This window comes from Corallococcus sp. Z5C101001, assembly GCF_007352635.1.
In the GTDB taxonomy this organism is placed as follows: domain Bacteria; phylum Myxococcota; class Myxococcia; order Myxococcales; family Myxococcaceae; genus Corallococcus; species Corallococcus silvisoli.
Window position 1 is genome coordinate 113943 of the sequence record NZ_VKLU01000005.1, and the last position, 24425, is coordinate 138367.

At 71.3% G+C, this 24425-nt stretch carries 22 protein-coding genes; 13 read left to right on the top strand and 9 right to left on the bottom strand.

What is annotated here, in order from left to right:
* Positions 1-345 precede the first annotated feature (345 nt).
* Positions 346-1140, top strand: a complete 795-nt coding sequence (locus tag FOF48_RS10930) for a class I SAM-dependent methyltransferase (RefSeq protein WP_143900685.1) — start codon at positions 346-348, stop codon at positions 1138-1140.
* A gap of 107 nt (positions 1141-1247) precedes the next feature.
* Positions 1248-1448 (top strand): hypothetical protein, encoded by a 201-nt coding sequence (locus FOF48_RS10935; RefSeq protein WP_143900687.1) that lies wholly within the window; start codon positions 1248-1250, stop codon positions 1446-1448.
* 62 nt (positions 1449-1510) lie between these two features.
* Here FOF48_RS10935 and FOF48_RS10940 read toward each other — a convergent pair whose 3' ends face one another.
* The 7 genes from FOF48_RS10940 to FOF48_RS10970 all read right to left on the bottom strand — a co-directional run bounded on the left by FOF48_RS10940 (position 1511) and on the right by FOF48_RS10970 (position 10508).
* Positions 1511-2749 (bottom strand): cytochrome P450, encoded by a 1239-nt coding sequence (locus FOF48_RS10940; RefSeq protein ID WP_143900688.1) that lies wholly within the window; start codon positions 2747-2749, stop codon positions 1511-1513.
* A 194-nt stretch (positions 2750-2943) separates the two neighbouring features.
* The gene (gene menE, locus FOF48_RS10945; protein ID WP_143900690.1) at positions 2944-4407 is read right to left on the bottom strand and encodes an o-succinylbenzoate--CoA ligase; all 1464 of its coding nucleotides are present in this window, start codon (positions 4405-4407) and stop codon (positions 2944-2946) included.
* A 113-nt stretch (positions 4408-4520) separates the two neighbouring features.
* A complete protein-coding gene (menC, locus tag FOF48_RS10950) occupies positions 4521-5675 on the bottom strand; it encodes an o-succinylbenzoate synthase (protein WP_143900692.1) in 1155 nt (384 codons plus the stop codon).
* Between the two features lie 10 nt (positions 5676-5685).
* Positions 5686-6603 (bottom strand): 1,4-dihydroxy-2-naphthoate polyprenyltransferase, encoded by a 918-nt coding sequence (locus FOF48_RS10955; RefSeq protein ID WP_143900694.1) that lies wholly within the window; start codon positions 6601-6603, stop codon positions 5686-5688.
* Positions 6600-7454: a 2-succinyl-6-hydroxy-2,4-cyclohexadiene-1-carboxylate synthase gene (menH, locus tag FOF48_RS10960; protein ID WP_143900696.1), complete on the bottom strand. Its 855-nt coding sequence runs from the start codon at positions 7452-7454 to the stop codon at positions 6600-6602. Before menH ends, FOF48_RS10955 begins: the two co-directional genes overlap by 4 nt.
* Positions 7445-9214, bottom strand: coding sequence for a 2-succinyl-5-enolpyruvyl-6-hydroxy-3-cyclohexene-1-carboxylic-acid synthase (gene menD, locus FOF48_RS10965; protein WP_143900698.1), 1770 nt, complete (start codon positions 9212-9214; stop codon positions 7445-7447). The genes menH and menD overlap by 10 nt, the downstream gene beginning before the upstream one ends.
* Positions 9198-10508 carry an isochorismate synthase MenF gene (locus tag FOF48_RS10970; RefSeq protein WP_143900700.1) on the bottom strand — a complete coding sequence of 437 codons (1311 nt, stop codon included), beginning with the start codon at positions 10506-10508 and terminating at the stop codon, positions 9198-9200. The genes menD and FOF48_RS10970 overlap by 17 nt, the downstream gene beginning before the upstream one ends.
* A gap of 150 nt (positions 10509-10658) precedes the next feature.
* On the opposite strand from FOF48_RS10970, the gene aroF reads away from it, so the two are divergent.
* The 8 genes from aroF to FOF48_RS11010 all read left to right on the top strand — a co-directional run bounded on the left by aroF (position 10659) and on the right by FOF48_RS11010 (position 18835).
* Entirely contained in the window at positions 10659-11555 is an 897-nt protein-coding gene (gene aroF, locus FOF48_RS10975; protein ID WP_255442064.1) for a 3-deoxy-7-phosphoheptulonate synthase, read from the top strand.
* The gene (gene ubiE, locus FOF48_RS10980; RefSeq protein WP_143900702.1) at positions 11552-12241 is read left to right on the top strand and encodes a bifunctional demethylmenaquinone methyltransferase/2-methoxy-6-polyprenyl-1,4-benzoquinol methylase UbiE; all 690 of its coding nucleotides are present in this window, start codon (positions 11552-11554) and stop codon (positions 12239-12241) included. Before aroF ends, ubiE begins: the two co-directional genes overlap by 4 nt.
* 118 nt (positions 12242-12359) lie before the next feature.
* A complete protein-coding gene (locus tag FOF48_RS10985; protein ID WP_186001864.1) occupies positions 12360-12821 on the top strand; it encodes a shikimate kinase in 462 nt (153 codons plus the stop codon).
* The gene (locus FOF48_RS10990) at positions 12821-14068 is read left to right on the top strand and encodes a shikimate dehydrogenase (protein ID WP_370456566.1); all 1248 of its coding nucleotides are present in this window, start codon (positions 12821-12823) and stop codon (positions 14066-14068) included. The genes FOF48_RS10985 and FOF48_RS10990 overlap by 1 nt, the downstream gene beginning before the upstream one ends.
* Positions 14065-15084 carry a chorismate synthase gene (gene aroC, locus FOF48_RS10995; protein ID WP_143900707.1) on the top strand — a complete coding sequence of 340 codons (1020 nt, stop codon included), beginning with the start codon at positions 14065-14067 and terminating at the stop codon, positions 15082-15084. The genes FOF48_RS10990 and aroC overlap by 4 nt, the downstream gene beginning before the upstream one ends.
* The gene (locus FOF48_RS11000; protein WP_143900709.1) at positions 15081-16151 is read left to right on the top strand and encodes a 3-dehydroquinate synthase family protein; all 1071 of its coding nucleotides are present in this window, start codon (positions 15081-15083) and stop codon (positions 16149-16151) included. The genes aroC and FOF48_RS11000 overlap by 4 nt, the downstream gene beginning before the upstream one ends.
* Positions 16148-17443, top strand: a complete 1296-nt coding sequence (locus tag FOF48_RS11005) for a 3-phosphoshikimate 1-carboxyvinyltransferase (RefSeq protein ID WP_143900711.1) — start codon at positions 16148-16150, stop codon at positions 17441-17443. Before FOF48_RS11000 ends, FOF48_RS11005 begins: the two co-directional genes overlap by 4 nt.
* Positions 17444-17530: 87 nt before the next feature.
* On the top strand, positions 17531-18835 hold the full coding sequence (locus FOF48_RS11010) for a citrate synthase (protein ID WP_143900713.1): 1305 nt from the start codon (positions 17531-17533) through the stop codon (positions 18833-18835).
* A gap of 90 nt (positions 18836-18925) precedes the next feature.
* On the opposite strand, the gene FOF48_RS11015 is transcribed toward FOF48_RS11010, so the two are convergent.
* Complete coding sequence (locus FOF48_RS11015) at positions 18926-20743, bottom strand: long-chain fatty acid--CoA ligase (protein ID WP_186001865.1); 1818 nt, start codon at positions 20741-20743, stop codon at positions 18926-18928.
* Positions 20744-20838: 95 nt separating this feature from the next.
* Between FOF48_RS11015 and FOF48_RS11020 the strand changes: the two genes are divergently transcribed.
* From FOF48_RS11020 to pyk, 3 genes are all read left to right on the top strand, one after another.
* Complete coding sequence (locus FOF48_RS11020) at positions 20839-21195, top strand: hypothetical protein (RefSeq protein WP_255442065.1); 357 nt, start codon at positions 20839-20841, stop codon at positions 21193-21195.
* Between the two features lie 127 nt (positions 21196-21322).
* Entirely contained in the window at positions 21323-22114 is a 792-nt protein-coding gene (locus tag FOF48_RS11025; RefSeq protein ID WP_186001866.1) for a bifunctional nuclease family protein, read from the top strand.
* Between the two features lie 213 nt (positions 22115-22327).
* The gene (pyk, locus tag FOF48_RS11030; protein WP_143900717.1) at positions 22328-23728 is read left to right on the top strand and encodes a pyruvate kinase; all 1401 of its coding nucleotides are present in this window, start codon (positions 22328-22330) and stop codon (positions 23726-23728) included.
* Between the two features lie 30 nt (positions 23729-23758).
* Here the strand turns inward: pyk and FOF48_RS11035 are convergent, their stop codons facing one another.
* Complete coding sequence (locus tag FOF48_RS11035; RefSeq protein ID WP_143900719.1) at positions 23759-24424, bottom strand: hypothetical protein; 666 nt, start codon at positions 24422-24424, stop codon at positions 23759-23761.
* Between the last annotated feature and the right edge of the window lies 1 nt (position 24425).

The following is a 24425-nucleotide window of genomic DNA, read 5'->3' on the forward strand; positions in this document are numbered from 1 at the left end:
ATCCGCTGTTTCAACACGATCCAGGTGGCCCGCCCCGCCAGCCGAAACATCCGCCCGGCCCCGCCCCGCCGCCCTCCTGATAATCAAACGCACCCCTCTGAAAACCTTGCAGGCCCCGCATGCACTTCCGTCCGCGCGCGCGCCGCTGTCTTCCTTTCGGGTCGTGATTTCTTGCAACGCTTCAAAGTTTCGCGACAGCCACATGAATTCGATGGCTGGGTGGGTATCCTGAGCATGCGGATGTATGCCGGTGAACCCGGAAGGCGCCTCTTGTACGTCGCACCGGACTGGGCGACAGTGCCGGGGCCGTCCTCCCCCCTGAGCCCCTTGGAGCGCCCAGCGATTATGCCCAGACTGCAACTTTTTGAATTAGAGGATCAGCCCTGGTTCCCGAAGGTGCTTCGCCGGGGGGTGACGGACTTCCTCGCGTACGTGTGGAGCCTGTCGGACGACCGCTATTCGGAGTTCGTGAAGCGGCTCAAGGGCGCGATGGCGGCGATGGGTGAGACGCAGCTGCTGGACATGGCGTCGGGCAGCGCGGGGCCGGTGCCGAAGCTGCTGGAGATGCTGGAGACGCAGGAGGGCTACCAGGCGACGGCGCTCCTGACGGACCTGTATCCGGAGATCTCCGCGTTCGAGAAGGCGAAGGCGGCGAACCCGGGGAAGATCGACTTCGTGACGACGCCGGTGGACGCGACGGCGGTGCCGGCGACGTTCAAGGGCTTCCGCATCATGTGCAACTCGTTCCACCACCTGCCGCCGGACATGGCGCGCAAAGTGCTGGCGGACGCGGTCGCCCAGCGGCGCGGCATCGCCATCATGGAGCTGGTGGAGCGGCGCGGGCCGGCCATCGCGATGACGGCGGCGGCGCTGATCAACGTGCCCCTGACGACGCCCTTCATCCGCCCCGTCCGCGCGGACCGCCTGGCGCTCACCTACCTGATGCCGCTCATCCCTCTGGCGGCCGCGTTCGACGGCGTGGTGTCCTGTCTGCGCACGTACTCCGTGGAGGAGATGCGCGAGCTCACCCAGGGCCTGGGCGACGACTACGTCTGGGACATCGACCGGCTCACCAACCCCGGGAACCCCTTCGGCTTGATGATGCTCATCGGCCGACCAGCCAATCCCTCCCAAGCCTGAGGCTCCTGTCAGCGAGAGGTCACTGACGCCCCAGGCCAACGCGAGGCGTCGTGATTTCCTGGATTGAAGGGCGTTCAATGGCCGCTCCTTCAAGGAGGAGCAGGCACATGGAATGGCTCGAGTTCAAGCGCTGGTCTCCGGAAGTGCAGCACGCGCTGGCACTGCAGGCGGCCCGGTTGGGCCAGACGGCGATGCACGCCGAAGCGCCGAGGCAGTCCACCGCGATGGTCGCGGCGCACCGCCTGTGTACGCTGCTGCGCAAGTATCCGCGGACCAACCCGTGGGGCCACCCCGCGTCGGAGTGCTGAGCCGCTGACGTCTCCGGCCCGTCCGTGGACTCGCCACGGGCGGACCGGAGTCCAGGTGGGGCTCAGGCCCCCATGGGGGTCCACTCCACGCGCAGGTGCTGGATGGAGCGGAGGGTGAGGTTCTGCATGGTGGCGAAGTCCGGGTTCGGCGCCAGGCGCAGGTCCGGCATCTGATCCAGCAGCATGTTGGTGGCGATGAGCGCCTCCAGCCGGGCCAGGGGCGCGCCGATGCAGAAGTGGATGCCCCGGCCGAAGCCCAGGTGCGACGGGTGGTGGCGGGAGATGTCGAAGCGGTCCGCGTCCGCCAGGAGCGCCGGGTCGCGGCTTCCCGACGCGTAGAGCAGCAGCAGCCGCGAGCCCTTGGGCAGCGCGACGCCCGCGAGCTCCACGTCCTCCGTGGTGGTGCGGATCATCCCGTGCGCCACCGAGTCGAAGCGCAGGGTCTCCTCGATGAGGTGGGGCACGAGCGAGCGGTCCTCGCGCAGCCGCTGCCAGAGGCCGGGCTGGAGCAGGGCCTGCTTCCAGCACTGGGCCAGCAGCGCCGTCGTCGTCTCATGGCCCGCCGCCAGCATGCTGCCGGCGATGGCGATGATCAGCTCCGGTAGCGTGAGCGCTTCGCCGTCCGCGTCGGTGGTGACCAGGTAGCTGATGAGGTCATCACACGGCTCATCGCGGCGCTCCCGGATGAGGCGGGCGACGTAGTGCTGGAAGGTGACCCAGCTGCGCGCGAGCGGCGGCTGCTCCTCCGCGGGGACGCGCGTGAAGATCATCCGGAAGAAGTCGTCACACCAGCGCTTGATGTCGGCCATGTCCTTCTGGGGCACGCCCGCCATGCCCAGGATGACCCGCACGGGCAACGGGTACGCGAACTGCGTCACCAGGTCCGCGTGGCCCTGGTGCGCGAACGCGTTGACCAGCTCCTGCGAGACGGCATGGATGGGCGCCTCCTGCGCGGCGATGCGCTGCGCGGAGAACCCCCGCCCCATCAGCTTGCGCAGCCGCGTGTGCGTGGGCGGATCCGAGTTGAGCAGGCTGTCCGCCAGGGGATAGCCCTCGGCGAGGATCGAGAGCGTCTCCGGCGCCAGCACCGACCCCACGTTGCCCATGTCCGCCGACGAGTAGCGCGACGGATCCTTGAGCACGTGGCAGATGTCGTCGTACCGGCTCACCAGCCACATCCCCAGCATGGGGTTGTAGCTGACAGGCGCGTCCTGTCTCAGCTGCGCGTAGAAAGGATGTGGATCCTCGACGTGGGGTCCCGCGAACGGGTTGTACTGGGCGCCCAGATGGGGGCACTTCATGGCGCCAGTGGCCCTGTTGCCATGCACGTCGGGTTGATTCGCTTCAGACTGTCCTTCTGCCTTCACTGCTTCCACTGCGGTACTCACCGTGAGCTTCCTCCCAGGATGCCCCCCACGGATAATGAATCTAGTCTGACCTGACAGGTCTTCTCAGCGAGTCCCGTGAACCCCACCCGTCCTGGAATCCGGGGCGTTCAAGACCCTGACTGATACATGGGATGAGACATGGCGTCCCGCCGGAGCACGGAGCGCTCCACCTTGCTCATCGCGTTGCGCGGCAAGGTTTCGATCTCAACGAAGCGCGTGGGGACCTTGAAGCGCGCGAGCGACTGGCGGCACCACGCGTCCAGGTCCTCGGGCAGGGAATGGCCCGGACGCAGGACGACGAAGGCCACGGGGACCTCGCCCCAGTGGGAGTCTGGCACGCCGACGACGGCGGACTCCGCGATGGCGGGGTGGTTGGCGAGCACGGCCTCGATCTCCGCCGGGTAGAGGTTCTCCCCTCCGCGAACGATGAGGTCCGTGCGGCGGGACAACAGGGTGAGACGGCCTCGCGCGTCGAGGACGCCCACGTCCCGCGTCCGCAGCCAGCCGTCGTGGAAGGCTTCGCGCGTGGCGTCGGGCTGGTTCCAGTAGCCGACCATCACCGTGGGGCCTCGGACCTCCACGTCCCCCTCGTGCCCCGCGCCGAGCGGTGCGCCATCCGCTCCGACGACGCGGACCTCCAGGCCCGGCAGCGGCGGGCCGGCGGTGCGGCCATCGGCCTCCTGGGGGCGCTCGGTGGTGACCTGGGAGCAGGCCTCGGTGAGGCCGTAGGTCTGGAGCGCCCGGAGCCCCGCGGCCCGGGCGCGCGTCAGCAGTGCCGTGGGGACGGGACCGCCGCCAATCAGCGCGCACTCGAACGTGACGGGCAGCGTGCGATCGTGTCGCGCGTCGAGCACGCGCTCCAGCGTGGTGGCGACGAAGCTGGCGTGCGTGGCGCCGTCGACGTCGATGGCTCGGTTGACTGCTTCCGCGTCGAAGCGCTCGTGCAGCAGGAGGCAGCCACCCTCGTAGGCGGTCCGCGTGAGCATGGCCAGGCCGCCGACGTGGAACAACGGCAGCGTGCCCAGCCAGCGCGGCGCGGCGTGCCGGCCCAGGTTCGCGGCGGAGCCCTGACACGACGCACGGAAGGCGCCTTCCGTGAGCACGGCGCCCTTGGGCCGGCCCGTCGTCCCACTCGTGAAGAGGATGACCCGAGGCGTTTCCGCGTCCCAGGCCCGTTCAGGCACGGAGGTCGCGACCATGCCCTGCGTGAACGCCTCCAGTGCCTCCGCGCCCGTGAGCCGTTCCCGCAGGGAGCCGAGCGCCAGCGTCAGCTTGGGCTCCACGGCGTCCATCAGGGGACGCAGCTCCGCGGAGGTGAGCCGGGCGTTGAGCGGCGCGAACACCGCGCCCACGCGGCCCAGGGCCCAGAAGAGGAACGTCACGCTGGGGTGGCTCGTGGACAGGAGCGCCACCCGGTCGCCCTGCCCGACTCCGCGCGCCACCAGGGCTTCCGTCCAACGCGCCACCTCCGCGTCCAGCATGCGGAAGGTCCAGGTCTGCTCCAGGAAGCGCAGGGCCTCCGCGTCCGGGGTCTGTCGCGCGCCTTCGCGAATGGGACAATCGTGGTTCATCGGCAGGTCCTTCCGGGGCGGCGCCCCACGAGCGCGAACGCGCGCACGCTCGGAAGGGACCGCCGTGGCTCATCCTCACGCGCCTTCGGGATGAGGGCGCCGGCTCGCATCCGTCAGGGGGCTCCGGCCGGATCCACCGGCAGGCCCAGCCCGGGTGCATCGCGCAGGCGCAGGAGGCCCTTTCGGGGTTGATACGGATGGTCTCGGGGCTCGTCCGCGAAGAGGCGCCCCACGGCGAGCCCGGAGGCGAGCTCCCCGGACGGCAGCGCGGAGGCCAGATGCGCGGCGCCCGCGCGGGCCACCACTCCGTCGATGGAGCTGGTGACGTACGCGTGCATGCCCATCCGGGCCGCGCGCAGCGCCACCACCATGGACGGCAACAGGCCCCCCAACACCATGGGCTTGAGCACCACCGCCCCCACCACCGGCCCGCCCCCCAGGTCCATCGTGAGGAGCGCGCGCACCGCGGCGGGCGTGGCGAGCGTCTCATCCGCGGCGAGGAGACACGGGGCCCGGCGCTGCACGCGCCACAGGGCCTGCAGGTCCTCCGGGGGCGTGGGCTGCTCCACCAGCTCCAGGTCGTACCAGCCCAGGCGATCCAAGGCCCGGTTGGCCTCGGGCTCGGTCCAGCCACCGTTCGCATCCAGGCGAAGGCGCACGCCGGGCCCCACCGCATCGCGCACGGCGCGCACCCGCGCTTCGTCCGCGTCCAGCGGGCGCCCCGCGACCTTCACCTTCAAAGTCTGGAAGCCCTCCGCCACCGCGGCGCGCGCCTCCTGGGCAAGGGCCTCGGGTTCCTCCGAGCCCAGCAGCGCGTTCACCAGGACCTCCGGCCGCGCCTCCTCCGCGAGGAGCCAGCACAGGGGCACGCCCTTGCGCTGGGCCAGCAGATCCAACAGCGCCAGCTCCAGTCCGTGCTGCGCGGCGGGGACGGCCTCCGCCGCGTCGAGCCCGCGGATTCGGGCCCCGCGCTGGCGCAGCTCTTCACTGGCGGAAGGCACGAGCGTGGCCTCGATGCCTTCGATGCTGTCCTCCAGCGACTGGCCCTGGAGCCCGTCCAGCCACTCGCGCAGCACCCGGTGCGTGGTGGCAAGAGACTCCGTGCCGAACTCCGGCAGCGGCATGGCCTCGCCCTGGCCCACGTGGCCGTCCTCGTCCGTCAGCCGCACCAGGAAGCCGTCGCGCGCGGCGTAGGTGCCACGGGCCGTCTTCAGGGGCTGGGCCAGCGTGAGGTGCAGCGGGGTGAGCGTCGCGGCGGTGATGCGCATGACACCCCCTTCAGCGCAGGTACAACCCCAGCGCGAACAGCAGTCCGAAAACCATCTGCAACTTCGCCGTGCCTCCCAGCGCGGGGTTGAGCGCCGCCCCTTCCGCCTTCAGCATCAGCTTCAGCGGCGGCACCACCAGCGGCAGGCTCAGCAGCGGCAGGAACACCCAGGCGCTCGCGTACCCCTTGGCGAACAGCACGAAGAGCGTGGCGTAGGACGCGACCAGCAGCAGGACGTACTCCGCCCGGCCGAAGCCCGTGCCGAAGCGCACCACCACCGTGCGCTTGCCGGCCTTCACGTCCGTGCTCGCGTCACGCTGGTTGTTCACCACGATGAGACACGTGCCAATCGCGCCCACCGGCAGCGACACCCACCACGCCGCGGGGCCCACGAGCCCGGCCTGCACGTAGTACGTGCCCGTCACCGCGACGAGGCCGAAGAAGATGATCACGAACAGGTCGCCCAGCCCGTGGTAGCCCAGCGGATACGGCCCGCCCGTGTACGCGTAGCCGCACAGGAGCGACATCACGCCGATGGCCACGATGGGCCAGCCGCCCACCATGACCAGGTACACGCCCACCAGCGTCGCCAGCGCGAAGCACGTGAGGCCGCCCGTGAGCACCGTGCCGGGCGCGATGAGCCCGCTCTGCGTCACGCGCTTGGGCCCCAGGCGCTCCTCGGTGTCCGCGCCCTTCTTGAAGTCGTAGTAGTCGTTGATGAAGTTGGTGCCGATCTGGATCAGCACCGCCCCCAGGAGCGCCGCGAGCGCGGGGAGCAGCCGCCCCACTCCGTCGCCGTACGCGAGCGCGGTGGCCACCAGCACCGGCACGGCCCCCGCCGTCAACGTCTTCGGGCGCACGGCCATCAACCACGTCTTCAGCGTGGGAGGAGGAGTGGCATCGGAAGGACTGGAAGCCAGGGTGCTCACGAGTGGGTGGCCTCTCGCGCCAGGATGGCGGATTCGAACTGTGGCGCTTCGTACCAGGGCGTCTGGAGGAACGAGAGCACTTCCCGCACGTACTCCTCCGGCGCCTCCAGGTGCGGGGCGTGCGAGCACCCCGAGAACGCATGGCGCCACACCACCGGCAGCTCCGCCGCCATGCGGCGCGCCAGGTTCGTGAACTTCGCGTCCTGGTCTCCGGTGAGCAGCAGCGTGGGCAGCCGCTGCCGGTGCAGCGAGGGCCAGTAGTCCGGCTGGACGCCCAGGCCCAGGGACTCCAGCGCGCCAGCGAGCCCCTCCGCCGTGCACGCCTTGCGGCGCTCACGCAGCGCGGCCTGCTCCGAGGCCGGCAGCCGCCGCAGTCCGTCGAACAGCGGCAACGCCTCCCAGCGCTCCACGAAGGCGTCCACGCCCCGGGCGCGGATGAACTCCACCAGCTTCGCGTCCGCCTCGCGCCGCTCGGAGCGCTCCTGGCGCCGGTGCAATCCGGGCGAACCGCTCTCCATGATGAGCCGGCCGAAGCACTCCGGCGCGCGCACCGCCGCCGCCAGCGCCAGCCGCGCGCCCTGCGAATAGCCCAGGAGATCCACCGTGCCTGAGCCCAGGTCACGCGCGACCTGGATGATCGCGTCCACCGTGTCCAGGAATCCGTCGCGCCCCGTCCGCTCGGGCAGCGGCGTGCGGCCGTGGCCGGGAAGATCCACGGCCACCACTCGCACGGAGCGGCCGAGCAACGGCCGCAGGTGGTCGAACGACGCGCTGCCGCCGGTGAAGCCGTGCAGCGCCAGGACCGTGCGGGGACCCTCTCCCCAGCTGTCCGATGCGAGCGTCACGCCCATGATCCGTCTCCCAGTGCGGCGGCCATCCGCGCGAAGAGGTGCCGGTGTGCATCCACGTTGGTGGCCCGGTCGACCTGGACCTCGACCAGGTGGAGGCCGCCCTCCAGCCCGGTGCGCACCGCCGCGCGCAGGGCCGCGGGCGTCGTGGGCCGCTCGAAGCGGGCACCCGCGAGCGCCGCCGCGTGCGACAGGTCCACGCCGTGCGGCGTGCCGAAGAGCGTCTCGAACTCGTCCGCCTTCGCCGACTGGGCCAGCGGCAGGAAGGAGAAGATGCCGCCGCCGTCGTTGTTCACCACCACGACCGTCAGGGGCACGCGCGCGCGCGCCGCCGTGACCAGCCCGCCCACGTCGTGCAGGAGCGCCAGGTCTCCGGACAGGAGCACCGCGGGCCTTCCCGCCGCCGCCGCCACGCCCGCCGCGCTGGACACGATGCCGTCGATGCCATTGGCGCCGCGGTTGGCCAGCACTCGCAGCGGCACGCCACCGCCGTGCGCGAAGGCGTCCACCGCGCGGATGGGCATGCTGCTGGAGACAAAGAAGAGCGCCCCCGCCGGCAGCGCCGCCACCACCTCGCGCGCCAGCCGGGGCTCGGTCAGCGCGTCGCCCTGCTCCGCGAGCGCGGTCTCCAGCGCGTTTCGGGCCACCCGCTCCGCGCCCATGAAGTCCTGCGCCCAGCGACCAGGGCCCCGCGCCAGCCGGTCCGTCAGCGCCCGGCACGCGAGCACCGCCGAGCCCTCCACCACCCGCGAGGCGCGGTGCGACGGGTCGTACAGCGCGCCCTCGTCGCTGAACACGACGATCTCCGCGCCAGAGGCGTCCATCCACTGCTGCGGCGTCTTGGGCGTCAGGCCCCCGCCGAAGCGCAGCACCAGCTCCGGCGTGTGGGTCCGCAGGAAGGGTTCGTGGCGCAGCAGCGCGTCGTAGAGCGACACCGTCAGCGGGCCGCCGCCGTAGCGCGCCTGGGACGTGGCCTCCGCGAACACGGGGTAGCCCGTCGCGAGACTCAGCGCGGTGATGGCCTCCGCGAAGCCGTCGTCCTCATCGCGGGGACCGCACACGATGACCCCGCGCTCGGTGCTGGCGATGCGCGCGCGCACGGCGTCCAGCGCCGACGCATCCGGGGCGCGCGACGGCGGCACGATGCGGGTCAGGGGCCCATCCGGCCGCCCTTCCCTCGCGAGCGCCGTGAGGTTCTCCGCGCCGAAGTCCTGCGCGATGGGCGCCAGGGGTTCACGGAACGGCACGTTGATCTGCACGGCGCCCCGGGGCGCGCGGCACGCGGTGCTGACCGCGCGCGCGGCCGTGGCACGCATGTGGGCGATGGCCGCGCTGTTCGACTCGGGCAGACCCACGTCCGCGAACAGCCGCGCGAAGTCCCCGAAGAAGCGCGCCTGGGGCACCGTCTGCGGCGCGCCCCAGCCTTGAAGCTCCAGCGGCCGGTCCGCCGTCAGCACCACCAGTGGCACCTGGGCCATGGCGGCCTCGATGACGGCCGGATAGATGTGCGCGCCCGCGGATCCGCTGGTGACCACCAGCACCACCGGCTGGCGCGAATGCTTCGCCATGCCCAGGGCGAAGAAGCCCGCGCTCCGCTCGTCGATGACGGACCAGGTGCGCAGGCCCGGCGTGTGCGCGCAGGCGAGCGCGAGCGCCGAGGAGCGGGAGCCGGGACACACCACCGCGTGCCGGACCCCGCCACGCACCAGCTCTTCCAGCAGGGCGCGCGCCCACAACACGTTGAGGTTAGCGTCGGACGACATCGCCGCCCCCCAGCGCGCGCAGCATGGCCAGACTCTTCATCTCCGTCTCCCGCCACTCGGACTCCGCGCTGGAGCCCGCCACGATGCCCGCGCCCACGAAGAGCCGGGCCCTCGCGCCACGCACCAGCGCCGAGCGCAACGCCACCACCAGGTGCGCACGGCCGGGGCCCACCCAGCCCACCGGCCCCGCGTACCAGCCCCGATCCAGGGCCTCATGTTCCACCAGGAACGACAGCGCGCGCTCGCGCGGCGTGCCCCCCACCGCCGGCGTGGGGTGCAGCGCGGTGACGACCTTCGCGGTGTCCACGCCCTCCGCCAGCTGCGCGCGAATGCCCGTGCGCAGGTGCACCACGTTCTTCAGCGCGAGCACCGACGGCTGCGCGTCCGCGGAGACGCTCGCCGCCACCGGCGCCAGCGCATGGAGGATGTAGTGCACCACCGCCTCATGCTCGCGCCGGTCCTTGTCGCTGGCGTCCAGCGCCTCCGCGCCACCCGGCGCGGCGGACCCCGCGAGCGCCTCCGTCTCCAGCACCCGCCCGTCCACCCGGCACAGCGTCTCCGGCGTCGCGCCCAGGAACGCCGTCCCATCCGGGGCGCCGAAGAAGAACGTCGCGCACCGCGGGTTCTGTTCACGCAGGCGCGCCAGCACGTCCACCACGTTGAAGGGCTCCGGCCCCTCCGCTTCCATCGCCCGCGCCAACACCACCTTGTGCAGCTGGCCCGCGCCAATGGCCGCCACCGCCCGGTCCACCAGCGCCTCGAAGTCCTGCCGCGAGGACGCCGTGCTCAGCGCCACCGGACCGCCCGCCGCGTGACGGTACGCTTGCGGAAAGGACGCCCGGACGCGCTCCAGCCGCGAGCGCACCACGTCCTCCGCGCCCGGCCCCTCCTTCGCGAAGACCGCCACCGCGAGCGCGGAGCCGTCGCGCCACACCAGCACCTCCGGCAGCGTCCAGCGCGCGAGGCCGTGTGAACGCCACGCCTCCTCCACGGGCGCCGTCGGGCTGAAGCGCATGCCCCCGAACCAGGGGCCCGGCAACCGGGGCTCCGCGCCGTCCAACCAGCGCACGACCTCGTGTCCCAGCGCGCCCAACACCGTGGGCAGCTCCGAAGCGACGTGCGCCTCCAGGACTCCCGCCTCCCCCCACCCCGCGACCGCCTCGCGCGCCACCGGCCGCTCCCAGTACACGGAGGGAACGCCCAGGCTGCCCGCGCCCGCCAGCGGATCCACGCCGGCCAGGGGCATCATCCCGGCGACCCAACGCAGGCCCTCAGCGGGACTGAGCGGCGTCATCAGCCATTCTCCTGAACCTCGGGGGACGCGAGTGACATCAGCTTCGATTGTCTTCTAAGCGATCTCGGCTATACATGCACCAAGGAGTTCAAAACCGCTTGAACTCCATGGAATCCGAACTCCAGTAACTCCAGCGAAGAGGGAGCCGCCGTGGGAGGCCAGCAACCAGACGACCCAGCCGGCCGGCGAGACCCGGGTGCACACCGCGTGCTGCGCGCGGCGCGTCCCGGCGGCACGCGGGTGAAGGTGGGGGGCGTGGAGGTGGGAGGGCCCGGCTTCGTGGTGATGGCGGGGCCGTGCGCGGTGGAGGGCGCGGAGCAGCTGGAGCTGGCGGCGCGCGCGGTGGCGCAAGCGGGCGCCCACCTGCTGCGCGGGGGCGTGTTCAAGCCCCGCACCAGCCCCTACGCGTTCCAGGGCATGGGCGAGCCGGGGTTGAAGCTGTTGGTGGACGCGGGCCGGCGTCACGGCCTGCCCATCATCAGTGAGGTGATGGAGGCGGAGCAACTGCCCCTGATGGCCGAGCACGTGGACATCCTCCAGGTGGGCGCGCGCAACATGCAGAACTTCGGGCTGCTGCGCGCGCTGGGCCGCGTGCGCAAGCCGGTGCTGCTCAAGCGCGGGCTGTCCGCCACGGTGCAGGAGTGGCTCAACGCCGCCGAGTACATCCTGGCGGGGGGCAACGAGCAGGTGCTGCTGTGCGAGCGCGGCATCCGCACCTTCGAGACCGCGATGCGCAACACGCTGGACCTGGCCGCGGTGGCGTGGGCGAAGGAGCGCACGCACCTGCCGGTCATCGTGGATCCGTCGCATGCGACGGGCATCCCGTCGCTTATCGCTCCCATGTCGCTGGCGGCGGCCGCCGCGGGGGCGGATGGACTGTTGATTGAAGTCCATCCCCGGCCGGAGCAGGCGCTGTGCGATGGTCAGCAGGCGATGTCGCCTGGGGACTTCGCTACGTTGATGCAGCGGTTGCCGGGCGTGCTCGCCGCGGTGGACCGTCACCTCTACACGCCGGCGGGTCCGGCACAGATCGCGGGGGCGCGATGAGCACCGAAGTCCGTCAGATGTTCTCCTCCATCGCCACGCGCTACGACGTGACGAACGAAGTCCTCTCCTTCGGCGTGCACCGGCTGTGGCGGCGCACCGCGGTGAAGCTCAGCGGCGCGAAGGAGGGCAGCGAGGTGCTCGACTGCGCGACCGGGACGGGCGACCTGGCGCTGTCGTTCAAGCGCAAGGTGGGCTCCACGGGCCGCGTGGTGGGCACGGACTTCTGCCCGGAGATGCTCCAGAGCGCGCCGGCCAAGGCGGCCAAGGCGGGCCTGGCGGTGGAGTTCCAGGTGCAGGACGCCATGGCGCTCACGCTCCCGGACAACAGCTTCGACGTGGCCTCCATCTCCTTCGGCATCCGCAACGTGGATGATCCGGTGAAGTGCCTCCAGGAGATGGCGCGCGTGGTGCGCCCCGGGGGCCGCGTGGTGGTGCTGGAGTTCGGCCAGCCCACGGGGCCGTACGGTGCGCTCTTCCGGTTCTACAGCAAGACCGTGATGCCGGCGATCGGCGGCCTGCTGACGGGCAACCGGGCCGCGTACCAGTACCTGCCTCGCACCGCCGCGGCCTTCCCCGCGGGCGAGCGCTTCCTCTCCCTGATGGACCAGGCCGGCGCCTACTCCGAGCGCGCCGCCCACCCCCTGCTGTTTGGAACCGCCTACGTCTATGTCGGCACCGTCCGTTGAGGCCCGACGCCTCCTTGTCTCCCAAGTCGTCGCGTCGGTAGACCCCAGACTCCAGCAGGCGCTCCAGGGGGCCCTTTCGTCCCCGGGGCCCTGCCCCCGGCCGGCAGGCGCGCAGACCGTGGTGCTCGCCGGGCACCGCGCCGCCGGCAAGACGCGCCTGCTGCCGCTCGTCTCGCGCCTGCTCGAGCGCCCCGGGCTGGACCTGGACGCGGAGCTGGAGCGCCGGCACGGACGCCCGCTCCGCACCTGGGTCGCGGACTCCCCCTCCACCTTCCGCGCCGCCGAGCGCGAGACGCTGGGCCTGCTGCCGCCCGGAAGCGTGGTGTCGGTGGGCGGCGGCTTCCTGTCGCACCACCCGGAGGCGCTCGCGGGGCACTTCACGCTCGTCGTCCCCGTCACCTTCGACACCTATCGCGAGCGCCTGCTGGCGGACGTCACGCGCCCCCGGCTGCGCGCGGAGGTGTCGCTGGAGGAGGAGCTTCACCTGCTCTTCCATGAGCGCGAAGCCCTCCATGCCCGCGTCCCCACCATCTCCCTGGCGGACTTCCTCCGGGGCTGCCTTGCCCAGGAGACCTCCTGATGGCCACCCGGCGCATCATCACCCTGCCCCCCACCCTCACCGGCGCGGAGGCCGTGGCCTTCGCCCGCGACGGGCTGCGCCGGGGCGCGGACGTCATCGAGGCGCGGACCGACCTGCACGCGCCCGGCGACATCGACGCGGAGGCGCTCGCCCGCGTGATGCCCCTGCTGGTCTCCGAGCGTGGCAAGCCCCTGCCCGCCGCATGGATCCAGGCCGCGTGGCGCGTGGACCACGACGTGGAGCGCGCGCAGGACATGGACGCGCCGCCGGGCAGGCTGCTCGCGTCGCACCACGCGGAGGGGCCGCTCCCGACGGAGGAGGCGCTGCGGCGCTGGTCCCGCCCGATTCCGGCGGACGCGTTGGTGAAGCACGTGGAGCCCATGGACGGGCCGGCGCACCTGGACGTGCTGCTGGAGACGCAGCGCCAGCTGGCACGGCGCTTCGGCGCGGAGCGCGTCACCGTGCTGGGCATGGGGCCCACGGCCATCCCGGCGCGCGCGGTGCTGTCCCGCCACAACCGCCTGGAGTACGTGGCCATGGGCGGCCCGTGGACGGCGGCGCCGGGCCAGCGTCTGCTGGACGACGTGGTGCGTGAGCACCGCAAGGCGAAGGACGCCCAGGCCCCCCGCCTGGGCATCCTGGGCACGTCCATCGCCCACTCGCGCTCGCCGCGGATCCACCGTCAGCCGTTCGACCGCATCGACCTCGCGGAGGACGCGCCGGTGGAGGCGGTGGTGGACGCGCTGCTGCCCCACTACGCGGGCTTCGCCGTCACCAGCCCGTTCAAGATGCGGCTCGCGCGGCACACCGGCGCGGCGCTGGAGGCCATCAACACCCTGGTGCGCCGAGGCTCGCGGTGGGAGGCCTTCAATACCGACACCGAGGGGGCCCGCGCGGTGCTCCAGCGCCTGGGCTCCCGGGACGTGTCGGTGTTGGGGGATGGCGGCTCCACGCAGGCGCTGCGGCTGGTGGCCGCCGAGGAGGGGCTCGCCCTGCGCGTCGTGCGCCGGGCCGAGGTCCAGGCCCCCCTCACCGGGGACCAGGTGTGGACATGGCCGGACCGGGTGGCACCCCCTGAAAACCTGCGATTCCAGGGGGCACGCGTGGCGGTGATCGCATACGGTGCGCCCGGCCGGCGCGTCGCCGCGGAGATCGTTCGCCGCGGGGGCACCCCTCTCCTGCTCGGTGCGGCGTGGTTCGTCGCCCAGGCCCGGCGGCAGCGACAACTCTGGGAAACGGCGACATGAATACTTTTGGAACCCTCTTCCGGCTGACGACCTTTGGCGAGAGCCACGGCCCCGCGCTGGGGTCCGTCATCGACGGCTGCCCCGCGGGCGTTCCGCTCACGCGGGACATGCTCCAGGCGGCGCTGGACCGCCGGCGGCCCGGACAGTCCGCCCTGGTGACGGCGCGCAACGAGCCGGACACCGTCGAGATCCTCTCCGGCGTCTTCCAGGACAAGACGCTGGGCACGCCCATCGCGGCCATCGTGCGCAACACGAACCAGCGCTCACAGGACTACAACCAGTTGCAGACGGTGGACCGGCCCGGCCACGCCGACGCCGTGTGGCGCGAGCGCTACAAGCACCGCGACCACCGGGGTGGCGGGCGCACCAGCGGACGCGAGACGCTCTGCCGCGTCATCGGCGGCACCATCGCGGAGGCGTACCTGGCGCGCGACCTGCCCACGCTGAGCACCGTCGCCTACGTGTCCCAGGTCGGAGAGCTGGTGGCCTCCGTGCCGCCGCCGGGCCTCACCCGCGCGCTCGTGGACGCGCACGCCACGCGCTGCCCGGACCCCGCGGTGCGCGATGAGATGTCCCGGCGGATCCTCGCCGCGAAGGAGGCGGGCGACAGCCTGGGCGGCGCCATCGACGTGCGCGTGGAGGGCCTGCCCGTGGGCCTGGGCGAGCCCATCTTCGGCAAGCTGAAGGCGCTCATCGCGCAGGCGCTGGGCAGCATCGGCGCCGTCACCGGTGTCGTCTGGGGCCCGCCGGATCTGATCCAGCGCATCGGCCAGCCCGGCAGCGCGTTCCACGCCGTGAAGGACGCGTACGGCGGCATCCAGGGCGGGCTCGCCAACGGGGAGCCCATGCAGGTGCGCGCCTTCTTCAAGCCCCCCGCGACGCTCGCGGATCACGCCAAGGGTGGCCGTCACGACCCGTGCATCATGCCCCGCGCCGTGCCGGTGCTGGAGGCCATGGTGTCGCTCGTCATCGCCGACCTCGTCCAGCAACTCAACGCCCGCCCCCACTCCGCATGAGCCCGCTTCCTCCTGGTTCCTACCGCCCCCCGGCCGACCGCTGGGGCTCCTTCACCAAGCTCGCCTCCCGCCTGCCCGAGGGCAGCGTGGCCGTGGTGGACCGCACCGTCGCGCGCTTCCACCCGGGGCTCCTCCCCGCGCTGGAGGCTCGCAAGCCGCGCGCCATCATCCAGCTGGTCGGCGGCGAGCGCGCCAAGAGCCTGGCGTCCCTCCAGAAGGTGCTCGCGGGCGGCATCACCCTGCCCCGCTCCGGCACGCTCGTCGCGGTGGGCGGTGGCACCGTGGGCGACGTCGCCACGGTGGCCGCGCACCTGCTCAAGCGCGGCGTGCGGCTGGTGCAGGTGCCCACCACGCTGCTGGCTGCTGTGGACAGCAGCCTGGGCGGCAAGGGCGCGGTGGACCTCACCGTGCGCGGCCGCGTGGTGAAGAACCCCGCGGGCGTCTTCCACTACGCGGACGAGACCTGGCTGTGCCCGGAGCTGTACGCCACGCTGTCCGACGCCCAGGTGCGAGAAGGCTCCATCGAAGCGTGGAAGATGGTCGCGTCCCTGGATGCCTCCCTCTTCAAGCGCTACGTGCGCACGGCGCCGTCGCTGGAGAAGCTGGTGAAGGACGCGCGGGGCCTGAAGGAAGGCGTCTGCGCGAAGGACCCCTACGAGCAGCAGGGCCTGCGCCGCGTGCTCAACTTCGGCCACACCTTCGGCCACGTGCTGGAGAGCCTGTCGCGCTTCAAGCTGTCGCACGGCGACGCCGTGGGCCTGGGCATCCTCTGGGCCCTGGACGTGGGCCGCCACCTGGGGGTGACCCCGGAGCCCGTGGCGCATGAAGTGGAGCGCGCGCTGGCGCGAGGCCCGGGCGTGCTCGGCCGCGACCGCGCCGCGGAGCTGTCCCGCCGCGCCTCCCTGAAGGACGTGGCCGCGCTCCTGGACGCCGACAAGAAGGCCGGAGCCAATGGCGAGCTGCGCATGGTGCTGCTCTCCGCCGTGGGCACCTCCGAAGTCGTGGACGTGATGCCGAAGACGTGGCGGGCCCTGTGGCCCGCCTGGACCCGTGGAGCCCGCCCTTGAGCCACGCCTCGCCGAACCGCCTCACCGTCGACCCGAGCGCCCTGAGCGCCTCACCGCTCACCCCGCCCGTGTCGAAGTCGGACGCCCAGCGAGCCCTGGTGTTGGGACACCTCACGGGCGCCTGGCCGCTGCCGTCGGTGCAGGCGGAGTCGGACGAGGACCTCCCCGCGGACGTGCGCGTGCTGCGCCGGGGCGTGGAGGCCTTGCGCCTTCCCCCCGGCCCCGTGCGCGACGTGGACTGCGCGGACGGGGGCGCCCCCTTCCGCATCCTGGTGACCCAGGCCGCGGTGACGCCCGGGGCGCGCGTGCGCTTCACCGGCACGCCCCGCCTGGGTGAGCGGCCCCACGGCCCGCTCTTCGCGTCGCTGAAGCAGGCCCTGGGCTCCTCCGGCCTGACCCTCGCCGAAGGCACCCCGTGGCCCGTGGAGCTGCACGCGCCCCGGGACACGTCACAGGCGGCGCCGGTGTTCCGGGTGCCGGGCGCGCAGAGCAGCCAGTACGCCTCCAGCCTGCTGCTGGGCTGCGCGGAGCGCTCCCTCCGCGAGAAGCGCGCGTGGAGCGTGGAGATCGAAGGCACGCTCACCAGCGCCGGCTACATGGACCTCACGGTGGCGTGGCTGCGGCGCTTCGGCTTCACCGTGGAGCAGTCCGAGGGCCGCTACGCCGTCACGGCCTATCAGCCGCCCGAATCCGTCCCATCACTGCCGGGCGATTGGTCGTCCCTGGGGTACCTGGTGCTGATCGCCTGGCGCACGGGTGGCACGGTGGAGCGAGCGGAGCCCCAGAGCGCGCACCCGGACCAGGCGATCCTCCGGCTGGCCGCCGAAGTGGGCCTGAAGCGGGTCCCCGCGGGGGCGCCGAACACCTGGCGCTTCGAGGGCGACGCGACGGGCGAGCTGCGCGCGTCCGGCAAGGAGTGCCCCGACCTGCTGCCCACGCTGGCGGCGCTCGCGTGCGTGCTGCCCCGGCCCACCACGCTGAGCGACGTGGGCATCCTGCGGGTCAAGGAGAGCGACCGGCTGGAGGGCATCCGCGCGCTGGTGACGGCCTACGGCGGCACGGCGGAGCTGTCCTCGGGGCCGGAGGGCGAGACCCTGCGCATCATCCCCCCGGCGTCGAAGCCCGCGCGCTTCGCGATGGACAGCCGGGGTGACCACCGGCTGGCGATGTCAGCGGCCACCCTATGTGTGCTGTCCGGGGTGCCTCTGGATCTGACGGGGCCGGAGTGCGTGGAGAAGAGCTTCCCCGGTTTCTGGCGGCAGCTGGCGCGCTCCGGAATTCGTTATTCCTGAGCGCGGTGAACGCAACCGAAACTTTACCTCTCGGACTTATCGTTCTTTTTTGTTGAAAGCGTCCGCCGCCCTGTGAAATCTCCGCCCATGCCCAAGGACACGCTGACAGTCACCGACAATCGGACCGGGAAGACGTACGAGATCCCGATCGAGAATGGCTGTATCCGGACCCCCGACCTGCGCCAGATCAAGACCGGCAGCGATGACTTCGGTCTGATGGGTTACGACCCGGCGTTCCTGAACACGGCGAACTGCAAGAGCGCCATCACGTTCATCGACGGCGACAAGGGCATCCTGGAGTACCGCGGCTACCCCATCGAGCAGCTCGCGGAGAAGTCCACCTTCCTGGAGGTGGCCTACCTGCTCCTGAAGGGTGAGCTGCCCACGCAGGCGGAGCTCGACAAGTTCACGTACAACGTGACGCACCACACGCTGGTGCATGAGAACATCAAGTCCTTCATGGACGGGTTCCGCTACGACGCGCACCCCATGTCCATGCTGGGCTCCACGGTCGCCGCGCTCTCCGGCTTCTACCCGGACGCGAAGAACATCCGCGACGAGCGCAGCCGTGAGATCCAGATCACCCGGCTCATCGCCAAGATGCCCACCATCGCCGCGTTCTCCTACCGGCACACGATGGGCCTGCCGTACGTCTACCCGGACAACGACCTGTCCTACGTCGCCAACTTCCTGGCGATGATCAAGCGCATCGGCACCGCGACCTACAAGGTGCACCCCACGCTGGAGAAGGCGCTGGACGTGCTCTTCATCCTGCACGCGGATCACGAGCAGAACTGCTCGACCACGTCCGTGCGCACGGTGGGCTCGTCGCAGGTGGATCCGTACTCCGCGGTGGCCGCGGGCGTGGGCGCGCTCTACGGCCCGCTGCACGGCGGCGCCAACGAGGCCGTGCTGCGCATGCTCCGTGAGATCGGCAGCAAGTCGAACATCCCGGAGTTCATCAAGCAGGTGAAGGGCGGCGAGGGCGAGAAGAAGCTGATGGGCTTCGGCCACCGCGTCTACAAGTCCTACGACCCGCGCGCCAAGGTCATCAAGCGCGTGGCGGACGAGGTCTTCGAGGTGACGGGCAAGAACCCGCTGCTGGAGATCGCGCTCGAACTGGAGCGCATCGCCCTCGAGGACGAGTACTTCGTGAAGCGGAAGCTGTACCCCAACGTCGACTTCTACTCGGGCCTCATCTACGAGGCGATGGGCTTCCAGGCGGAGATGTTCCCCGTGCTGTTCGCCATCCCCCGCACGGTGGGCTGGTGCGCGCAGTGGGAGGAGATGGTGAAGGACAACGAGCAGAAGATCGCCCGTCCCCGCCAGGTCTACACGGGCTCCGGCCGCCGCGATTACATCGCGCGCGACAAGCGCACGGGCCAGAAGTAGCCCGCGCCTGAACACGCGCTGAAGCACGGGAGGGGCGACGGACTCACGACGAGTCCCTCGCCCCTTTCGCATGTCCAGGCAGGCACCGCGCTAGTCGTGGGCGACGGCGCCCCCGGGCTCGGCGTAGAGCGCGTCGATGGCGGCCGCGTACTTCTGCTCCACCACCTTGCGCCGCACCTTCATGCTGGGCGTGAGCTCCCCGCCTTCGATGGTGAACTCCCCAGGCAGCACGCGGAAGCGCTTGATGCCCTCGAAGCGCGACAGCTTCGGGTTCACCTCCCGCTCGATGGCCTCCTGCAGGTGCTGGTGGAGCCGCGGATCCATGGCCAGCGCGGCCGCGTCCTCCGGCAAGCCCCGCTCGCGCGCGAACCGGCGCACCCGGTCCGGCTCCAGCGTCACCAGCGCCACCAGGTAGTTGCGCCGGTCGCCCACCACCAGGGCGTGGCCCACGGGGGACACGCCCTTGAGCAGCTCCTCGATGTTCGCGGGCGACGTCTTCTTGCCGCCGGAGGTGACGATGATCTCCTTCTTGCGCCCGGTGATGCGCAGGAAGCCCTCCGCGTCCAGCTCCCCCACGTCCCCCGAGTGCAGCCACCCGTCCTCCAGCAGCTCCTGCGTGGCCTCCGGGTTGCGGTGGTAGCCCAGGCACACGTTGCCGCCCTTCACGAGGATCTCCCCGTCCTCCGCGATGCGCACCTCCACGCCCAGCATGGGGCGGCCCACCGTGCCGTGGCGGGCACACTCAGGGGTGCTCACCGTGGCGGGGCCCGACAGCTCCGTCATGCCCCACGCCTCCAGGAGGACGACGTCGATGGAGGCGAAGAAGTCCAGCACCTCCCGCCCGATGGGCGCCGCGGACGTGGAGTACAGCCGCGCCTTGTCCAGGCCGATGCGGGCCTTCAGCGGCGCGAAGACGAGCCGCTGGGCCAGGGCGTACTTGGCCTCCAGGAAGGACGGCACGCGCTCCTGGCTCAAGGCGCGCGTGTTGCGCTCCAACGCCGTCGCCCGGGCCCACTCCACCAGCCGGCGCTTCAGCGGCGGCTGCGCGGCCAGGCCCTCCTCCGCCTTCGACTTGAACTTCTCCCAGACGCGCGGCACCGCGAAGAAGATGGTGGGGCGCACCTGCTGGAGGTTCTTGCCCAGCGCGTCCATCGAGTCCGCGAAGTACACCTGCATCCCCTCCATCAGGGGGCTGTGCAGGGAGACAATCTGCTCGGCGATATGCGACAGCGGCAGGTAGGACACGAGCCGCTCGTCCTCCAGGTCCCGGTACCCCAGCGTGTCGATGAGCTGCTTCGCCGTCCACGCGAGGTTGTGGTGGCTGAGCGCCACCCCCTTGGGCTGACCGGTGGTGCCGGACGTGTAGATGAGCGTGGCCAGCCCGTCCGGGTGGAGCGCGTGGACGCTGTCCCAGTAGGGGGCCTCGTCCGCCTTCGCGCCGTCCGCCAGCACGTCCGCGTAGCGCAGGACGCCTTCGGGCAGGGGGGTGGGCGCGTCCACGACGATGAGGTGTTTCAGCGCGGGCAGCCGCTTCTGGAGCTCCAGCCCGGTGGCCAGGTGCTTCGCGTTCTCCACCAGGAGGAAGCGCGCCTCGCAGTGCCCCAGGATGTAGACGAGCTGCTCCAGGCTGCTGGTGGTGTAGAGCCCCACCGGCACGCCTCCCAGGGCCATGGCCCCCAGGTCGGCCACGTGCCATGCCTCGCGGTTGAAGCTGAGGATGCCCAGCGGGTCCCCCTCCCGGAACCCCCGCGCGTGCAGCCCCAGGGCGAAGCGCTTGACGCGCTGGGCATAGTCGAACCACGAGGTGGGCACATAGGCGCCGCCGTGGTGGGACCAGAGCGCCGGGCGGTGTTCCATCCGCGCGGCCTGGTCATGGAGCGCATGCAACATCGTCTTGGGCAGGTCCATCCGGGGGAACGTAGTGGAAGCGCACGGGCCGTTCCATGTCCCCCCGTCTCTGCCGTTGACAGCATGTTCACCGGCTTTGTATGCCGCGCCCGACCATGAGCATCGACTTCACCTGTCAGAAGTGCGAGGCCAGCTTCGAGTTGGAAGCCCAGGACCTCATCGAGGGGACGGAAAAGATTGTCTGTCCCCACTGCGACGCGAAGGCGCCCGCCAACCTCTCGGAGGACTTCGTCGCCGCGCTCACGGAGATGCGCGCGCAGATCGCCACCTTGAGCAAGAAGTTCGCGGTGACGATGACGCTCGAGGCCGAGGAGCTGGAGGACGAGCTCGACGACGAAGAGGAGGACGAGGAGGAGTCCGAGGACGACGACCTCGACGAGGACGACGACGACGAGGAGTCCGAGGACGACGAGGACTACGACGACGAGGAAGAGACCGAAGAGGACCGGTAGGCCTCCCTCGTTTTCTTCCCGCCTGCCTGGCTGCCCTCCAACCTGGAGGGCCAGGGCCCGGGGGCCGCTCGCGACAGCGGGAGTGCGGTGCCCTCCCGGTGAAGGGGGAGGTGCGTAGCTTAGGGATGTGAAAACGTCCAACCGCGCCAACTTCTTCGTCGCTCCGTTCACGGCCGTGGTGCTGGCGCTGGGGGGGACGTTGTTCCTTCCCGCGTTTGGGATCCCCGGCGCCATCGCCGCCTCCGGACAGGCGGAAGGGAAGGACAAGCCCTGTCGCACCGAGAAGGGGACGGACCCCAAGGCCTGCTCGGAGCTGGTGGAGCTGGAGGTGAAGGACGTGGTGCCCTTGATGGAGGCACAGACGCACGCCGTCGTGCTGAGCACCAAGGACGGGGAGACGGTGCTGCCCCTCTTCGTGGATGAGGGCGCCGCGGTCTCCATCGCCTTCCGGCTCGCGGAGCGCCCACCGCCCCAGCCCCTGGCGCAGGACCTGCTGGACGACGTGGTGTCGAAGCTGGGCGGCAAGGTGACGGAGGTCCGCATCGACGACCTGCGCGACAACGTCTACTCCGGCCGCGTCTTCCTGCAGCAGGGCAAGAAGGAGCTGGCGCTGGACGCCCGGCCCTCGGACTCCATCGCCATGGCCATGCACAGCAACGCGCGCATCCGCGTGACGCGCAAGGTGCTGGCGCTGGCGGGCATCACCCGCGCGGAGATTGAAGCCCTCCAGAAGCAGCAGGGCATGGGCGTGGGTGGCAGCGGCCAGGGCGGTGAGGACATGGGTCCCCTGCCCCCGCCGCCGCCCATGGGCCCCAGCTCGGGCACCCCGCCGCACTCGGAGGACATCGGCATGGACCGCGCCCTGAAGGACCACCCTCCGGTGCTCCCCAGGGGCAAGGGCCAGGAAATCGACCTCTGAGCGCCGTCGAACCCGGGCCCAGCCCGGAACGAAGAAAGCCCGGCCCCCCCTCCCAGGGTAGCCGGGCTTTCTTCGTCTCAAGGCAGCTGAGAGACACGAATGCCGTGCGCTGGCTGGCGGTAACTTTCCGCCCAGCACGTGAGACGAAGAGTTAGTCCTTCGGGCGCGAGGCTGTCAAGCCGCCGACCCCGAGCGGCTAGGATGCGCGGCCCTATGCGCAAGGCGAAAATCATCTGCACGCTGGGCCCGGCGTCGGACTCGAAGGAAGTCATCGAGGGGCTGGTCCAGGCGGGCATGAACGTGGCCCGGCTGAACTTCTCCCACGGTACGCACGAGGAGCACCGGCAGCGCATCCTGCGCATCCGCGCGGTGTCGAAGAAGCTGGGGGTGCCGGTGGCCATCCTCCAGGACGTGCAGGGCCCCAAGGTGCGCCTGGGCCGCTTCGAGGGCGGCCAGTTGATGGTGAAGGCGGGCGACACCGTGACGGTGACGACGCGAGCGGTGCAGGGCCACGGCCTCATCATCCCCACCCCGGTGCGCTCCCTTCCCCGGGACGTGGAGAAGGGCCATGAAGTGCTCCTGGACGACGGCCGGGTGCGGCTGCGCGTGTTGAAGGTGAAGGGACAGGACGTGTCCTGCCGGGTGGAGGTGGGCGGCCTCCTCAAGGACCACAAGGGGCTCAACCTGCCCGGCACGGCCATGTCGGTGCCCACCCTCACGCAGAAGGACAAGGTGGACCTGGCGTTCGGCCAGGAGGTGGGCGTGGACTACGTGGCGCTGTCCTTCGTGCGCACCGCCCAGGACGTGCGAGACGCGCGCGCGCTGGTGGCACGGCGCAAGACGCCGCTCATCTCCAAGATCGAGAAGCCCCAGGCGGTGGAGAACCTGGAGGCCATCGCCGCGGAGTCGGACGGGGTGATGGTGGCCCGCGGCGACCTGGGCGTGGAGATGCCGCTGGAGCAATTGCCCGCCATCCAGAAGCGCGCCGTGCGGGAGGTGAACCGCATGGGCGGCATCGTCATCGTCGCGACGGAGATGCTGGAGAGCATGGTGAACAACGCCCGGCCCACGCGCGCGGAGGTGTCCGACGTGGCCAACGCCATCCTCGACGGCGCGGACGCGGTGATGCTCTCGGGCGAGACGGCCGCGGGCCGCTACCCCGTGGACGCGGCGGCCACCATGGCGCGCATCGTGGCGGAGACGGAGCGCACCAGCGCCATCCCCCTGCCCCACGCCCCCTTCGAGCGCTCGGAGGACGTGGGCACCGGCATCGCGGCGGCGGCGGTGGCGGCGTCGCGACAGCTGGGCATCGTCACCATCGTGGCCTACACGGAGAGCGGCCACACCGCGCGGCTCCTCTCCGAGTTCCGCCCCGACGCGCGCATCATCGCGCTGACGCCCAACCCGGACGCGGTGAACCGGATGGCGCTGTACTGGGGCGTCACGGCGCGGCTGGTGAAGCGCGTCACGTCCACGGACGCCATGCTCAAGCAGGTGCGCAAGCTCTGCCACGAGCAGCACCTCTGCGAGCCGGGCGCGTCCGTCATCGTGGTGGCCGGCGTGCCGCTCAACGTGCCGGGCAACACCAACCTGATGAGCATCCACCGCGTCTAGCGAGCGCGGCGGATGCCCCGAGCAGGAGGCCTAAAGGACCTTCTGCTCGAAGTCGTAGATCTTCTCCACCGCCAGCTGGCGGTAGCGCTCCACGTTGAGGGCCCGGCGGGCGCACTCCCACACCAGGTCCTTGGCCGGGCGCGCCGGCTCCTTCTTCTTGCGGCGCTTCACCTCGGCCTTGATCGCCTTGAGCGCCAGGGCCGGGTGGTAGCAGAAGGCCGAGGAGAACAGCAGGTGGCCGCCGAAGGGGACCAGCCGCGCCTCCAGCACGTCCCCCGTCGCCAGGCCCGCGATGTGACGGCGCTCCGTCACGTCGAAGTCCTTGCCGGAGAAGAGCTCGCGCAGGCGCACCATGCCCTTGGCCAGCTTCCGCACCTCGAAGAGGCCGTGCACCGTCTCCGTGAAGCTGCGGAAGGCGTTGGCCTCCTCCGGCGCGGCGGACTGGAGGCGCTGCTCGTACAGCTCCGCGGCCGGCGTCTTGCCGGTGAGCGGCGAGACCCGGTCGTAGAGGTAGAAGTCCAGGAAAGACGCCATCCGCAGCTCGAAGAGCTTGTCGTCCTCGAACACCTCGCCGGTGAGGCGGAAGTACTCCGCCTTCGCGTCGAGCAGGTCCGGCTTGCGCGGCTCCGCGCTGCCAAAGGCGATGAGCTGGTCCAGATACGGCTGGTACGACAACGGGGTCAGCGCGGTGTCCATG